Annotated in this window: 16 protein-coding genes; 9 read left to right on the plus strand and 7 right to left on the minus strand. The window is 68.0% G+C overall.

The annotated features are described in order from the left end of the window. Positions 1-340 precede the first annotated feature (340 nt). Positions 341-1,111, plus strand: a complete 771-nt coding sequence (locus NKT36_RS08555; RefSeq protein ID WP_327050628.1) for a DUF7089 family protein — start codon at positions 341-343, stop codon at positions 1,109-1,111. Here the strand turns inward: NKT36_RS08555 and NKT36_RS08560 are convergent, their stop codons facing one another. Then, entirely contained in the window at positions 1,112-1,267 is a 156-nt protein-coding gene (locus NKT36_RS08560) for a hypothetical protein (RefSeq protein WP_327050629.1), read from the minus strand. It abuts the gene before it with no gap. 120 nt (positions 1,268-1,387) lie between these two features. After that, the gene (locus NKT36_RS08565; RefSeq protein WP_327050630.1) at positions 1,388-3,091 is read right to left on the minus strand and encodes an ammonium transporter; all 1,704 of its coding nucleotides are present in this window, start codon (positions 3,089-3,091) and stop codon (positions 1,388-1,390) included. Positions 3,092-3,445: 354 nt separating this feature from the next. Here NKT36_RS08565 and NKT36_RS08570 point away from each other — a divergent pair, with 354 nt between their 5' ends. Both NKT36_RS08570 and NKT36_RS08575 read left to right on the plus strand, forming a co-directional pair. Further along, positions 3,446-3,961, plus strand: a complete 516-nt coding sequence (locus NKT36_RS08570) for a hypothetical protein (RefSeq protein ID WP_327050631.1) — start codon at positions 3,446-3,448, stop codon at positions 3,959-3,961. Positions 3,962-4,263: 302 nt separating this feature from the next. Further along, complete coding sequence (locus NKT36_RS08575) at positions 4,264-5,079, plus strand: hypothetical protein (protein WP_327050632.1); 816 nt, start codon at positions 4,264-4,266, stop codon at positions 5,077-5,079. A gap of 68 nt (positions 5,080-5,147) precedes the next feature. On the opposite strand, the gene hemB is transcribed toward NKT36_RS08575, so the two are convergent. From hemB to hisB, 3 genes are all read right to left on the minus strand, one after another. After that, entirely contained in the window at positions 5,148-6,137 is a 990-nt protein-coding gene (hemB, locus tag NKT36_RS08580; protein WP_327050633.1) for a porphobilinogen synthase, read from the minus strand. Between the two features lie 118 nt (positions 6,138-6,255). Further along, a complete protein-coding gene (locus tag NKT36_RS08585; protein WP_327050634.1) occupies positions 6,256-6,759 on the minus strand; it encodes an ACT domain-containing protein in 504 nt (167 codons plus the stop codon). A gap of 65 nt (positions 6,760-6,824) precedes the next feature. Then, entirely contained in the window at positions 6,825-7,412 is a 588-nt protein-coding gene (gene hisB, locus NKT36_RS08590) for an imidazoleglycerol-phosphate dehydratase HisB (protein WP_327050635.1), read from the minus strand. 172 nt (positions 7,413-7,584) lie between these two features. On the opposite strand from hisB, the gene NKT36_RS08595 reads away from it, so the two are divergent. Then, positions 7,585-7,770, plus strand: coding sequence for a hypothetical protein (locus NKT36_RS08595; protein ID WP_327050636.1), 186 nt, complete (start codon positions 7,585-7,587; stop codon positions 7,768-7,770). An 84-nt stretch (positions 7,771-7,854) separates the two neighbouring features. Here NKT36_RS08595 and hisA read toward each other — a convergent pair whose 3' ends face one another. Next, positions 7,855-8,577 carry a 1-(5-phosphoribosyl)-5-[(5-phosphoribosylamino)methylideneamino]imidazole-4-carboxamide isomerase gene (hisA, locus tag NKT36_RS08600; protein WP_327050637.1) on the minus strand — a complete coding sequence of 241 codons (723 nt, stop codon included), beginning with the start codon at positions 8,575-8,577 and terminating at the stop codon, positions 7,855-7,857. Positions 8,578-8,654: 77 nt separating this feature from the next. On the opposite strand from hisA, the gene NKT36_RS08605 reads away from it, so the two are divergent. After that, positions 8,655-9,845, plus strand: coding sequence for an inorganic phosphate transporter (locus tag NKT36_RS08605; RefSeq protein ID WP_327050638.1), 1,191 nt, complete (start codon positions 8,655-8,657; stop codon positions 9,843-9,845). Positions 9,846-9,930: 85 nt separating this feature from the next. Next, positions 9,931-10,320 (plus strand): ferredoxin Fer, encoded by a 390-nt coding sequence (gene fer, locus NKT36_RS08610; RefSeq protein ID WP_327050639.1) that lies wholly within the window; start codon positions 9,931-9,933, stop codon positions 10,318-10,320. 163 nt (positions 10,321-10,483) lie between these two features. On the opposite strand, the gene NKT36_RS08615 is transcribed toward fer, so the two are convergent. Then, positions 10,484-11,332 (minus strand): S26 family signal peptidase, encoded by an 849-nt coding sequence (locus tag NKT36_RS08615; protein WP_327050640.1) that lies wholly within the window; start codon positions 11,330-11,332, stop codon positions 10,484-10,486. An 83-nt stretch (positions 11,333-11,415) separates the two neighbouring features. Here NKT36_RS08615 and NKT36_RS08620 point away from each other — a divergent pair, with 83 nt between their 5' ends. The 3 genes from NKT36_RS08620 (at position 11,416) to NKT36_RS08630 (ending at position 14,197) form a co-directional block, all read left to right on the plus strand. Further along, the gene (locus tag NKT36_RS08620) at positions 11,416-12,936 is read left to right on the plus strand and encodes a DNA-directed DNA polymerase II small subunit (RefSeq protein ID WP_327050641.1); all 1,521 of its coding nucleotides are present in this window, start codon (positions 11,416-11,418) and stop codon (positions 12,934-12,936) included. 91 nt (positions 12,937-13,027) lie between these two features. Then, positions 13,028-13,501 (plus strand): Lrp/AsnC family transcriptional regulator, encoded by a 474-nt coding sequence (locus NKT36_RS08625; RefSeq protein WP_327050642.1) that lies wholly within the window; start codon positions 13,028-13,030, stop codon positions 13,499-13,501. A 159-nt stretch (positions 13,502-13,660) separates the two neighbouring features. Continuing rightward, on the plus strand, positions 13,661-14,197 hold the full coding sequence (locus tag NKT36_RS08630) for an NAD-binding protein (RefSeq protein WP_327050643.1): 537 nt from the start codon (positions 13,661-13,663) through the stop codon (positions 14,195-14,197). Positions 14,198-14,726: the final 529 nt, after the last annotated feature.

The following is a 14,726-nucleotide window of genomic DNA, read 5'->3' on the forward strand; positions in this document are numbered from 1 at the left end:
CAGATTCGTGTGATGACGGGATGGGGTAAAGGCGTTGTGTCTCGGCGAGGACACGTCGAACGCCCGTGCGGCGGAAATCGGCAGTATGAGGCGCTGACGATTGTCTTCCGCGTGCGAGACGTCCTCCGGGACGGCAGTTCCGCGAGGCCATCCAGGGTGGCAGTTGTGCACGACAGTTCCGCCCCACCGACGACGGGCGTGCAGACCAGGACGGAGATTTTAAGCGCTGGCGGTGGGAATCGGGAGACATGAGCACGCCTACGAAGATCGTGACCGGAACTGTGGGGCTGACCGCGCTGCTCGTGGTCGCCGTCATGGCGAACATCTGGCTGGCGGCCTGATGTTCGACGAACGCGCGCTCGGCGACGAGGTGGCCGCGGTCCGCGACGAGCACGCGCCCGACGCGCTCGTGCTGGACAGCGAGCGCGACTTCGAGACACTGCCCGTGGTGGCCCGCGACGACCTCGCGATGTTGACCGACGACCTCCGGCCGTTCTCCGCGCCGGCGGCGTGGCTGCCCGACGACGCGCCGGAGCTGCTGCAGCGATACGCCGGGTCGGACCTCGTCGTCGGCATGCCGGGCGACGGGAGCGTCGCGTGGACCCGCCAGACGGTCCCGCCGGTCGTCGTCGTCAAGGCGCGCGTGCAGGGGTCGCCGGCGTCGTTCGTCTCGTTCCTCGTGGCGGAGGCGCTGGTCGAGGTGGGACTCGACCTGCCCGAGCAGTTCCTCGGCTTCTTCGAGGACGCCTACCCGGAGTTCGACGCGGCCGTCCCCCTCGACCCCGGGAGCACCTACCAGCTCGCGGCGGCGCTGTACGACGCCTACGTGGGCCTGCACACCCGCAAGGTGTTCGCAGACTGGGCGGACGACCACCCGGACCTGTTCGCGGCGTGGGAGGACGCCGGCCAGCGCGTCGAACCACGACTCGACGGCATCACGACGGAGGTCTCGCAGGGCCGGACCGACTTCGCCGACGCGACCGAGCTCGCCTGCAGCGCGGTCAAGCACGACCTCGACCTCCCCGCGCCGTTCGCGGCGCTGGACACCGCGGCGTACCGCGACCACGGGGCCGCGTACGCGGTGAAGTGGGCCGAGAAGACGCTCGGGTAGCTACTGTTCCGGTTCCGGGGTCGTGAACGGTATCGTCGCCACGGTGCGCTCGGTGACGGTCGCGATGCGGACGATGAACGAGAAGAGGATGACCAGCGGCAGCAGTCCGACGGTCAACGCGACGGGGAGGAGGACGTCCCTGTTCGCGGCCAGCACCGTGGTGCCGCTCTCGGCGGAAAAGGAGAGGAGCGCGACGATGGCGAACGCCTCGGCCGGGAGTCCGGCGTAGAGCAGGACCCGCGACAGCGACGAGAGCTCCTCCTGGAGGCGAGGTCGTCAGACCGCTTCGGGGCCGCGCTCGCCGGTCCGGACCTGGCAGGCGTCCTCGACCGACTGGACGAATATCTTGCCGTCGCCGGGTTCGCCGGTACTGGCGGCGTCGCGGATGGCCTCGACGACGTCGTCCGCGGGGACGTCCGCGACGACGCACTCGACCTTGACCTTCTGGTGGAGGTCGACGACGTACTTCTCGCCGCGCCACTGGCCGCGCTTGGCGGGCTGGCTACCGCGTCCGCTCACGTTGGTCACGGTGAGGCTCGGCGCCTGGACGTCCGCGAGCGCCCGCTTGACGTCGGTCAGGCGGTCCGGGCGCACGATGGCGGTGACCATCTTGATGCCGCCGTCGTTGGGACGGCCGCCGTCCGCGCGGAGGTCGCTGCCGGAACCGCGGCCGCCGTCCGTCACCACGTCGGCGGGGGTGTCGACGCCGAACTCGGGGTAGGTGTCGACGCCGTGCTCGGCGACGTCGAGGCCCTCGCGCTCGTGTTCGGCCGTGACCCGCGCCTGGCCGAGCGCGCGGGCGCCGCCGAACACGAGGCCCGTCGCGGTGACCGTCCACAGGCCGATGAGGGCGACGCCGGTCGCCTGCACCGCGAGGCCAGAGAGGACGTCGACGAGGGCGAAGCGCTCCCAGGTGCCGACCGCGACGAAGGGGTAGGCCAGCGTGCCGAGCACGCCCGCCGAGCCGTGGACGGGGAAGACGGCGCAGACGTCGTCGACGCCGAGGCGCTTCTCGACGAACGTGAAGACGACGGGGAGCTGGGCACCCGCCAGCAGGCCGACCGCGACCGCGCCCGGCCAGACGATGTCGTCCGCGATGCCGGTGACGCCGACGAGGCCGGCGAGGAGGCCGTTCGCGACGTAGAGGGTGTCGACCTTGCCGGTGCGGTGGATCGAGAGGGCGGCCGCGCCGACCGCGCCGGCGGCCATGCCCAGGGTGGTCACGAGCGCGACGCGCCCGACGGTGGCGAAGGCGGCGAGCGACAGCGTCCCCTCCTCGACGACGAACACCGTCGCGGCGGTGCCGACGTTGAAGCCGTACCAGCCGAACGCGAGGATGAGCGTGCCGAGGACGGCGAAGGGCAGCGAGTGACCGGGGATGACGTTCGCGCTGCCGTCCTCGTCGTAGCGGCCGAGGCGCGGGCCGACGACCCACGCCGCGGTGAGGCCGGCGATGCCGCCCATGCCGTGGACGACCATCCCGCCGGCGAAGTCGTGGAAGCCGAGGGTCGCGAGGACGCCGCCGGCCCACGTGAACCCGACGACGACGGGGTAGATGACCGCCGCCAGCAGGACGGTGTAGGCGACGTACGTCCGGAGCTTGCACCGGCCCGCCACAGCACCGCTGACGATGGTCGCGGCGGTCATGGCGAACACCGCGCCGAACAGCCACGACACCCAGTCGTTGACGCCCGCCGGGGCGAGCACGCTCGCGAACTCGCCGGCGACCGACCACGCGCCGCCCGCGCCGGTGAGGTGGCCGACCACGTTCGACAGCGCTGCGCCGACGAGGAAGAACGCGAGGACGCCGATGCTCCAGGTCAGCAGGTTCTTCGTCAGCTGGTTGGCGACGTTCTTCGAGCGCACCTGCCCCGCCTCCAGCATGGCGAAACCGGCGTGCATGAAGAAGATGAGGAAGGTGACGACGAGCACCCACAGGAGGTTGACGCCCTCCGCGAGGACGGCGAGGTCGCTCACCATGCCTCGTCCTCCGTCGTCGGCTCGCCAGGGCCGTTCTGCCCGTCCGCCGGGGCGGCGACGAGGTCGTCTGGACGACTGTCCACGATAACCGTATATTCTAACCGATTCGTGTTCCAGTTCACGGTAAACGTCAACAGCGATGAGATACATAAGGCTAACCGTTGTGATAATCGATTTTTCCGAAGTCCGATTGGGCGTTCGGCCGATTTATAAGCGAATCGGAGGAATATAAGGGCGTTTATCGCCCAGAAACGGACGTTCGTTCGGCAGATTTCTGGACGAACGTCGACTGCGCAAGACGGGGGAGCACAGCCAGGTGCGCCGGACGAGGAGACGGAGCGCGCACGAGAACTGGTGGCACGGGAGCGAAAACCGCACGATGCAGTTCCTTCGATGAAGGTAGGGCAAAGAATAATCACCGTCGCAGCCGTCGATAGTCCGATGGCGCGCGCTCTCACCCGCAGACAGGCGCTCAGGGCAGGCGTGAGCGGTGCCGTCGTCGGGGTCGGCGGGTGCCTCTCCCGTTTCCAGGGTGACGACAGCGTCCCGGTTACGGTCGACGTGATAAACAACACGCAGGACCCGCTGCAGCCGATCGTCAACGTTGTCGGCCGGTCGGACGAGGTCGGTCCCCAGGACGACAGCGGGAGACACAGACTGATTCCGAACGGTGCCAGAGAGCTTCGACTGGACGTGCCACGGGCGGAGTACGTGCTGGAAGTCGTCATCGAGATTCCCCGGCCCATCCGACGCGAAGCCGACTGGACGGTGACCGACGAGGAGTGCACGCACCGGAGCTGGGTGGTGTTCAGTGGAGCAGACGACGAGAGGACCGTCGACCTCGTCGTCGGCAACTGCACGCAGGCGTAGTCGGCGCGCCACTCCGCGTTCGACGGTCGGTTCCCTGTCCGCAATGTCTCGACCAGTCCGCGTTGACCGGCCAGTACAGGTGTTCTACGGCGACGAGTCGGGGAGGTGAAGGTGGCAGTCGAGTCGAACGGAAGTGCCCGTCCGTCGGTGCTCGGCGCGAGAGCTTCGCCTGCCCGCGGTTCTACCCTGTTTCGTAGAAGCCAGCGCTGTATCCACCTACCGGCGACGCGCTCCCTTCGGAAATGTGACCTGAATAGCTTTCTGAAGTCAGCGTTAATATCTCGCACTCTATAGAGGCAAGCGTGCCGGGAAACGAGGGTCGCTTCGACGATGACGGGGAGATACTGCATCGGCACGCAGTCAGGACCCCGTTGCCGGACGAGGAAGCCGAGCGGGTGTTCCACGAGAACATGATGGCCGTGGCGGACGCCCGGGAGCGGAAGGCAGACCTGCTCGCTTCCCAGCAGGTCTCGGTCGCGGAGGCGTACGAGCGGGAGGTCGAATCCGTCGCCGCGACGTTCAGGCGTCGACTTCGCCGCGTCGCGGGCGACGACTACGAAGCGGTCGCGAGGGCGTACCGCCGTGGCGAACGTGACGACCGGATCGGACGGCTCACGGCGTACTACATCGAGGGGCTCTGGCGGATCCAGGAGCGCTCGACCATCGCGAACACGCTGTTCTTTCCGCTCATCCTCAGGTACCCGGACAGCTTCACGATCAATCTCCGGTTCGCCAGCGGGTGTGCGACGCCGGAGTCGGTCCGCTACGAGTCGCCACAACACGCGTCCGTCGACCCGGAGGAGGACTTCGTCCAGCAGTACCACGACGACAGCCGGTACGAACAGGAACGGGCGGCCGAGTACATCCGCGAGACGGCACAGGTCATCCGCGACGAGTTCCCCGCTCCCGACGAAACCTCGTTTTCGGAGCGCAAGTACGGCGGCGTCGTCTCCGCCGGGGGACGACGGGGGCCGCAGTTCTCGGAGGTGCTCACCAGCGTCACGCCGGACCCGGACCGGTTCTCGGAGTCGGTCACCGAATCGGTGCTCGTCCCGGCGGGGAAAGAGGCGGAGCGCACGCGACGGCGGTTCATCCCCGACGTCGAAGACGTCGTCTGACACCTCCGGGCTCCCATTCGGACGGTTCCGACGAGGTTCGAACCCCGTTCGTTTCGACTGGAGAATCGCTAGAGGGCGTCGGCCACGTCCTCGGCGAAGTAGGTGACGATGACGTCCGCGCCGGCGCGCTTGATGGAGAGCAGCGATTCCATCGCGGTCGCTTCGAGGTCGAGCCACCCCTTCTCGCTCGCGGCGTGCAGCATCGCGTACTCGCCGGAGACGTTGTACGCCGCGACGGGCAGGTCGAAGTTGCGGTCGACCGCCGACACGACGTCGAGGTAGGGGAGCGCGGGCTTGACCATCAGCAGGTCCGCGCCCTGTTCGACGTCGAGGGCCACCTCGCGGACGGCCTCCCGGGCGTTGGCGGGGTCCATCTGGTAGTGGCGGCGGTCACCGAAGGCGGGCGCGCCGTCGGCCGCGTCGCGGAACGGGCCGTAGAACGCCGACTCGTACTTGGCGGCGTAGCTCATGATGGGGACGCCCTCGTATCCGGCGTCGTCCAGCGCCGTGCGGATGGCGCCGACCATGCCGTCCATCATCCCGCTCGGTGCGACGACGTCCGCGCCGGCCTCGGCGTGGGAGACGGCGATCTGCTGCAGGTTCGCGAGCGTCTCGTCGTTGTCGACCGTCAGGCAGGCCTCGTCGGGGTGCTCGCGCACGCCTTCCTCCAGGATTCCGCAGTGGCCGTGCTCGGTGTACTCGCAGAGGCAGACGTCCGTGATGACGGTGACGTCGGTCTCGCTCGTGATGCGGCGCGTGGCCTCCTGGACGACGCCGTCCTCGGCCCACGCGCGCGTTCCTTCGTCGTCTTTCGACGTCGGGATGCCGAACAGCATCACCGTCTCCACGCCGGTCTCGCGCACCTCCTCGACGCGGGCGACGCTCTCCTCGATGGGGACGCGCTCGTGGCCCGGCATCGAGGTGATGGGAACGCGCTCGTCGGTCGTCGCGTCGACGAACACGGGCGCGACGAGGTCGCTAGCGTCGAGGGTCGTCTCGCTGACCAGTTCGCGGACGCCGTCACGGCGGAGGCGTCGCGGGCGGTCGGTGAGGTCCATGGCTGCACCTATCCCCGGTGGCCCCAAAACCGCATCGCTCGCTTCGCGGACGTGCGGCGGAAAACCAGCGACGGCACTCCGGCGACGGCACTCCGGTGAGAGCACCACGGAGACAGCGCTACTTCAGTTCGATCTTCCGGACGAAGTCGAGGTTCTTCAGGTCGTTCAGCACGTCGCCGGGGACGTCGGCGTCGGTGATGATGTAGAGTCGCGGTTCGTCGGTGAACTCGGGGTCCTCGCTGACCGTCTGGCGGATGGAGATGTCGGCGTCCGCGAGGAGGGTCGTGACCGTGGCGACGATGCCCGGCTGGTCGGCGTCGCCCACCTCGACGGTGAGCACGGTCAGGTCGAGGACGGGCGCGAGGTCCATCAGGCTCGGGATGGAGGAGATGTTCTGGAAGATGCGCCGCAGTTCCTCGTCGGCGAGGATGGCGTCGGTGGTCGAGTCGACCACCCGGCGGTCGACGTCGATCTCGCGCGCTATCTGGGTGTTCGGTATCTCGATGCCGCCCGAGACGACCCGCCCCTCGTCGCTGACCGAGAACCCGCGTTCGAGGAGCAGCCTGATGACCTTCTGCTGGCTGGGGCTGCCCTCGAACTTCTGCATGATGCGGTCGAACATTTGCCCCCAACTCGAATCCGGGGTGGCTTAGAGGTTTGTCATCGACGCGTCGCTCAGCGAGCCCGCTACAGGCTCTCCTTCGTACTCGCGACGTCGCTACGGCGCTCGTCGATCTTCGTCGCGTCGTCGAGCGCCCGCGCGACGCCCTTGAACAGCGCCTCTATCTCGTGGTGGGCGTTCTCGCCGGAGACCGACGCGTGCAGGGTCAGCCCGGCGTTCATCGCCAGCGAGCGGAAGAAGTGGCCCGCCATGTGGCTGGTCATCTCGCCGACGCGGTCCTGGGAGAACTCGCCGTCGAACTCGAAGAGGGGACGGCCGCTCACGTCGACGACGACCTCGGCGACGGCCTCGTCCAGCGGCACCGTACGGTCGGCGAACCGCTCGATGGCCCGGCGCTCGCCCAGCGCCTCGTCGAACGCCGTACCGAGCGTGATGGCGACGTCCTCGACGGTGTGGTGGTCGTCGATCTCCAGGTCGCCGTCGGCTCGCACTGTCAGGTCGAACAGGCCGTGCCGTGCGAAGCTGTGGAGCATGTGGTCGAAGAAGCCGACGCCCGTGTCGACGGTGGCGTCGCCGTCGCCGTCCACGTCCAGCGTCACCTCGATGTCGGTCTCCGCCGTCTCGCGCGTCACGGCGGCAGTGCGGTCGCTCATGCCCGGGTGGTGGTCCCACAGCGACAAGGGCGTTCCGTTCGCGACAACGGACCCGTTCGAGGTCCACGTCGACCGGCCCGGGTCGCCGTCGACGGCTCCGTCGCCCCCACGGCATCCGTCTGTCGAACGGGCGTCTGACGTACCATTATGCCGCTCGCAATCGAAAGTCGTGATGATGAAACGAGACGTACTGAGCGTACTGATGGTGGTCCTCGGCGTCCTCCTCAGCGGGACAGTGCCGGGGCTGTTCGTCGGCGCACCGCTGGCCGTGTTCGGCGCCTACTGGCTGGCCGAACCGCGCGTCCAGACCACCGCAGTGCCCGATACGTTCCGGACCATCGCTGGCCGCGCCCGCTAACCACACCCATCCGCGAACCCGTCCGAGACTGCTTCCGGTCGTCACCCATCCCACTGCCGCTTTTTCGGGCTCGTCGTCCCGTCGTCAGTCGAGCGCCGTCAGCGCCTCGGACAGCGTGAACGCGCCCTCGTAGAGTGCGCTGCCGACGACGACGGCGGCCGCCCCTGCGTCACGCAGCGCCCGGACGTCGTCGAGCGTGGCGACGCCGCCGCTCGCGACGACCGGCACGTCGACCGCCTCGACCACGCGACGGACGGGTTCCGTCTGGACGCCGTCCATGCGCCCCTCAACGTCGACGTCGGTGAACAGGATAGCGCCGGCGCCGAGGTCCTCGTAACGCGTCGCCGCCTCCGCGGGGTCGAGGCCGGTCTTCTCGGTCCACCCCGAGACGACCACCTCGCCGTCCTTCGCGTCCAGGCTCACCACCACGGCGCCGGGATGCTCCGCACTGATGTCGGCGACGATGTCGGGGTTCTCGACCGCCGCGGTGCCGAGGATGACGCGGTCGACGCCGCGGTCGAGCAGCGAGGTGGCGTCGTCGACGGTCCGGATGCCGCCGCCGAGCTGCACGTCCACGTCGACGGCGTCGCGGATCGCTTCGACCGCCGGCGCGTTCGCGCGCTCGCCCTCGAACGCGCCGTCGAGGTCGACCAGGTGGAGCGTCTCTGCGCCCTGGTCCACCCAGCGGCGCGCCGCCTCGACGGGGTCGCCGTAGCGCTTCTCGGTCCCTTTCTCGCCCTGCACCAGCTGGACGACCTCGCCGTCCTGCACGTCCACCGCGGGAACGACCTCGAACTCCGGGAACATACGTGCCAGTCGGCGCGCCGTCGTCTAAAAGCATCGAGTCGGCATCGTTTAAGATGCTGGCAGAACTGGGGACGAGTATGGTCGATGTCCTTCTCCTGGTCGGTCTCGCCGTCGCCGTCTTCGTCGGGTTCAACATCGGCGGCTCCTCCACGGGGGTAGCGTTCGGTCCCGCCGTCGGTAGTCGCACCGTCTCGAAACTCGGCGCTGCGACGCTGATGTCGACGTTCTTCCTCCTCGGCGGCTGGACGGTCGGGCGCAACGTCATCAAGACGATGGGGGGCGACATCGTGCCCGGCGACCAGTTCACGCTCGTGACCAGCGTCGGCGTGCTGTTCTTCGTCGGCGGTGCGCTGCTCATCTCGAACCTCTTCGGCGTGCCCGCCTCGACGTCGATGACTGCCGTCGGCGCCATCGCCGGTCTCGGCGTGGCGACCGACACGCTCAACGAGACCGTGATGTTCGAGATCGTCTCGTGGTGGCTGCTCGCTCCGGTCATGGCGTTCTGGATCTGCGCCGTCATCGGACGCTACCTCTACCCGTACCTCGACGCGTGGTTCAAGCTGAAGCAGTCCGACGAACCGATACTCAAGTTCTCTCGCGTCGGGTCGCTGCCGTACCCGACCGTCTCGTCGAACGCGACCCGCAAGCAGGTGTTCGTCAACGTCCTCGTCGTCGCCATCGGCTGTTACATGGCCTTCTCCGCGGGGGCGAGCAACGTCGCCAACGCCGTCGCACCGCTCGTCGGTGCGAACGCCATCAACGAGGGCCAGGGCGTCCTGATAGCCGCCGGCGCGCTCGCGCTCGGGGCGTTCACCATCGCCCGGCGCACCCTCGACACGGTCGGCAACGACCTGACGGACCTGCCGCTGCTGGCGGCGCTCATCGTCGAGGTCGTCAGCGCGAGCCTCATCACCTTCCTCTCGCAGATCGGCATCCCCGCCAGCCTCGCCGTCAGCGCGACGATGTGCATCGTCGGCCTCGGGTGGGGACGGGCCACCCGGACGGTGAAGATCTCCGACGCGGCGGCGTCGGCGGTCAAGGGACCCGAACAGCGGGAGAAGGGCGAGGGCGCGGAGGTGACGGTCAACGCCATCACCGCGGAACCGGACGACGAGGTGGCCAAGATCGGCGAGGAGGACCCGGATGAACTCTCCGCGAGCGACCTGTTCGACCCCTCCACGACGGCACGCGTCGTCGGGCTCTGGATACTGACCCCCAGCATCTCGGCAGTGACCTCGTTCCTGCTGTTCGAGTACGTGCCGCTGTGAGATACCTGTTATCCCCCTCCTGACGTGTCACCGACTCCGGCCGAAACAACAACTACTAACCGTTCGCCCGACCAACGAGCGAACGATGCCAACCGTAGAATACCTCAACTACGAAGTGCTGGACGACCAGGGCTGGGACATGGACGACGACGACCTCTTCGAGAAAGCGGCCGATGCCGGCCTCGGTGACGAGGACTACGGCACCCTCGACGTCAACCAGGGCGAGTACATCCTCGAGTCGGCCGAGGCCCAGGGCTACGACTGGCCCTTCTCGTGCCGCGCCGGCGCCTGTGCGAACTGCGCCGCCATCGTCAAAGAGGGCGAGATCGACATGGACATGCAGCAGATCCTCAGCGACGAAGAGGTCGAGGACAAGAACGTCCGTCTGACCTGCATCGGCAGCCCGGCCGCCGACGAGGTCAAGATCGTCTACAACGCGAAGCACCTCGACTACCTCCAGAACCGCGTCATATAAGCTACCTGAACTCGGTCGCTCGGCCGACCGAGGTTCGGACCACCGTTTTTTGACCGCCGTCCGGTAGGTACCCCGCTACTCTGCGGTCGGTACGTCGCGAAGGAGTAGCGTCCCGACGGTCTCGCGTCCGAAGCGACCGGCCGGGAGTCGCTCACGGGGCCCGTTACGCGGACGCGTTCGCGAGAATGGACGGGGACGCGTCCGCCGCGACGGTCGCGTCGGCCGGTTCGAGAGGCGCGAGCGTGGGAGCCTCGGGTGCGGCGTCCTGTGTCGGCGTCCGGTCCGGGACGGACGTGACACTCATCGAGGAGAAGAAGAGGCGGACGTGGCCGAGCCACGGGATCTTCAGTTCGGCGGTGCCGCGGACCCAGGACGGGTGGACCGGGTCGCTGATGCCGAGCACCTGGTCGTACCCGGGGTTGTTGTCGCCCTTCGTGATGAAGCCGGCGTTCGGGGCGGGGCAGTTGGGCAACTCCTCGCAGCTATCGGCGCTGCCGACGTAGGACTGGTCCGCCTCGCCGTACCAGTTCTCGCCCTTCTCGACCCAGAACATCGCCCGGTGGATGATGGGCGTCTCCCCGTTCTGTCCGTACGGCTGGTAGATGATGACGTCTCCGGGGCGGTCGAAGCTCGAGTAGCCGGTCTGCTGGCCGGTCTGGTAGGTGACGATGCCCGTGCCGTCCTGGGCGGCGCCCGGGGCGAGGCGGTGCTCGTCCATCACGAAGATGAGGTCGCCGCGCTCCATCTGTGGCTCCATGCTCCCGCTCTCGACGGCGACCATCGGCGGCCAGACGCCGCTGACGGCGAACAGCAGCAGGCCGATCGCGAGGACGACGACGACGCTTTCGAGCATCTCTCTGACGAACGTCACGGCCTCGTTGTCGGTGGTGCGGAACCAGCGCCACCAGCCGACCGGACCGGACGGGTCCGCACCGGGGTCGGACGGCCGGTCGGGCCCGGACGGCGTCCCCTCCGGCGCATCGTCAGACGACGACTCGTCTGGAGGACTCATTGCGGACTGGTAGTCCGGCCCCGGTTGTCAACCTTCTGGGTCGGTTCGCTAGGTTTTTGGCTGCTCCCTCGCTTCTTCGACTCGTGCCGATGGAGACCCCGGCTCGACTCGTCAGAGAGCTGACGAGCCGCGGGTACAACGCCGACCGCGAGGCCGTGACGTTGCTCGCGTCCGCGCCCGACCCCGCGGCGGCGCTCGAACGTGCAGTGGAATCCGCCCCCGAGAACGCGCTGAAGCTCTCCGCCGAGCACGTCAGGCGCACCCTCGGCGGGGACGCCGACGGAGTGAGCAACCCCACCGTTTCGGGTGGAAACGGCGGGGCGAATCCGGACGACCGTGGCGGGTCAGCTGCAGTTGAAACGGAGGGGGCCGTCGCGGGGGCGTCGCGGAGTACCGGGTCGCGGTCGATCGACATCGACGGCGACGTCACCGGCGAGAGCACCGGGACGGGCGAGTACCAGGACTTCGTCTCCGTGTTCCGCGACCGGTTCAAGCGGCTCTCCGGCCAGCTCCGCGGGCGGGTGAACGCTCGACCGACGAACGCCGTCGCGGAGATGCCGGGCGGCAGCGAGGCGGCCATCATCGGGATGATCAGCGACATCCGCTCGACGGCGAACGGTCACTGGCTCATCGAACTGGAGGACACGAACGGGACGTTCCCCTGCCTCGTGATGAAAGACCGGAAGTTCGCGGACGTGGTGGACGAACTGCTGCTCGACGAGACCATCGCCGTCGAGGGGACGCTGGCCGACGACGCTGGCATCCTGTTCGTCGACTCGTTGCACTTCCCCGACGTCCCCCGGACCTACGAGCCCTCGACCGCCGACCGACACGTGCAGGCCGCGCTCATCAGCGACGTCCACGTCGGCAGCCAGGAGTTCCTCGCGGACGCCTGGTCGCGGTTCGCCGACTGGCTCCACACGCCGGAGGCGGCGGCCGTCGAGTACCTCCTCGTCGCCGGCGACATGGTCGAGGGCGTCGGCATCTACCCCGACCAGGACGAGGAGCTCGACATCGTCGACATCTTCGAACAGTACGAGCAGTTCTCCGAACACCTCAAGGAGGTGCCGGGCGACGTCGAGATCGTCCTGATCCCCGGCAACCACGACGCCGTGCGGCTCGCGGAACCCCAGCCCGGGTTCGACGAGGAACTCCGGAACATCATGGACGTCCACGACGCCCGCATCTCGGGCAACCCCTCGACGGTCACCATCGAGGGCGTCTCGGTCCTGATGTACCACGGCGTGTCGCTGGACGAGGTCATCGCCGAACTCCCCGAGGAGAAGGCGAGCTACGACGACCCGCACAAGGCGATGTACCAGCTCCTGAAGAAGCGCCACGTCGCGCCCCAGTACGGCGGCCACACCCGCCTCGCGCCCGAGGAGAAGGACTACCTCGTCATCGACGAGGTGCCGGACGTCTTCCACACCGGCCACGTCCACAAGCTCGGCTTCGGCAAGTACCACAACGTCATGGCCATCAACTCCGGGTGCTGGCAGGCCCAGACCGCGTTCCAGAAGAGCGTCAACATCGACCCCGACGCCGGCTACGCGCCGATCCTCGACCTCGACACCCTCGACGTGACGGTCCGCAAGTTCGTCTGACTCGCGCAGACGGACCGAAGTTCTCGCGACGACCGTTGCCGCCGAGCGTCGGCAGCGCAAGGCACCTGTATTCGGACGTGAACGTTGGGGTATGGACGACGGTCTGGACGACCTCGACGGACGGATACTGTACGCGCTCCAGCGCGACGCCCGCCACACCTCCGCGGCCGAGATAGCCGACGAGGCGGGGGTCGCGCCCAGCACGGTTCGCAAGCGAATCGCCCGCCTCGAAGCGCGAGGGGTCGTTCGCGGCTACCACGTCGACGCCGACTACCAGCGCGCCGGCTACCAGTTGCATGCCCTCGTGACCTGCACCGCCCCCATCGACGAGCGCGAGCAACTCGTCCACGAGGCGCTCGACGTGCAGGGCGTCGTCTCCGTCCGGGAGGTCATGACCGGCGAGGACAACGTCCGCGTCACCGCCGTCGGCACCGACCACGACGACCTGAACCGCATCGCCCAGGAACTGAGCGCGGTCGGCCTCGACGTCACCGACGAGAACCTCGTCCGGGGCGAGCACGTCCGCCCGTTCGACTCGTTCGCGCACGACCCAGACCAGTCCTGATCCCATCCGACCGCGTTTCCCGTTGCAGGAAAATTTCTGGCCAGATATTCACGACTCGTTATCCTCTGCGTGCAGTTTATGCTGGTCCGCGACCTCCCTTCGAACGTGGCGCAAGCGGCCGGAGCGTCCCCGAACGTGACGGCCCCGCCCGGAACACCCATGATTCGCACGCTCATCGTCGGCGGCGACCACGTCGGCGGACGGCTGGCCATCCGTCTCGCCGACGTCGACACAGTCCAGTACCTCGACGACGACCCTGTCGACGCGACGGAGGCCGGGGTCGTCGGACGCGAGGTCGACATCACCGACCGCCGACAACTGGAGAGAGTCGGCCTCGACGACGTGGAGACGGTCGTCGTCGCGTCCGAGACGGACAGCGTCAACCTGCTCGTCTCGCAGTTGATCAGAACCTCGTTCGACGTCGACCGCGTTATCGTCCGCATCAACGATCCGCGGAACCGTGGCCTGTTCGAGACGACGGGCGTCGAGACCGTCTGCGTCGTCGACGCGCTCGCGCGGGCACTCGAAGCAGCGGTGGTGCGGAACACCGAGGACCCGGCAGACCTCGGCGTGGAAACGGGCGCGAACGAGGCGGCGATGGACGCCGAGGACGCACGCGGCGTGGTCGACGACGACCCGACGAGCGTCGAGCCGACGACGGAACCGCGGTCGAATCGGCTGGACAGTCGCGCGTAGTCCGCCGAACGCACACGCGAACCCCTGAAGGGGTGAGAATGGTAGAGACCACCGGAATCGATTTCCACGACCCGCTCGACGCCAAGGGGCCCGAACGCGACGCGGAGCGGACGTGACAGACCCTGCCCGCAGGGTCCGTTCAACGAACGGTAATTTACAACTTCGTTTAGTTTACTCACAGGTACGACCGAGCGGACGCCGATAAACACCACGACCCCGAAATCGGGTGGTTCTCCAGTCGAAACGAAGGGGTTTGGTTCCTCGCGTGACGGGCCGTAAACTCCACGAGCGTTGATTCGTTCGTCGAGCGGCGCGAACCGCCGGCCAGAAACGACGTCGCCGGGATCGGCACTGGCGAGCGAGCGCCGGAGTGGTGGGACACCACGTGAGCGAACCGTCGGATTTCGGTCGGTTCGGCGGACCGATCGTCGGACTGGTGGTCCGTGTCACCGACAGACGCCCGGGACCGAAGAAGAACCGTCACGAGCGAGGTTCGGAATCGTTACAGATGGAACGGGAATCCCCGCTT

Source organism: Halomicrococcus gelatinilyticus (assembly GCA_024227995.1).
GTDB lineage: Archaea > Halobacteriota > Halobacteria > Halobacteriales > Haladaptataceae > Halomicrococcus > Halomicrococcus gelatinilyticus.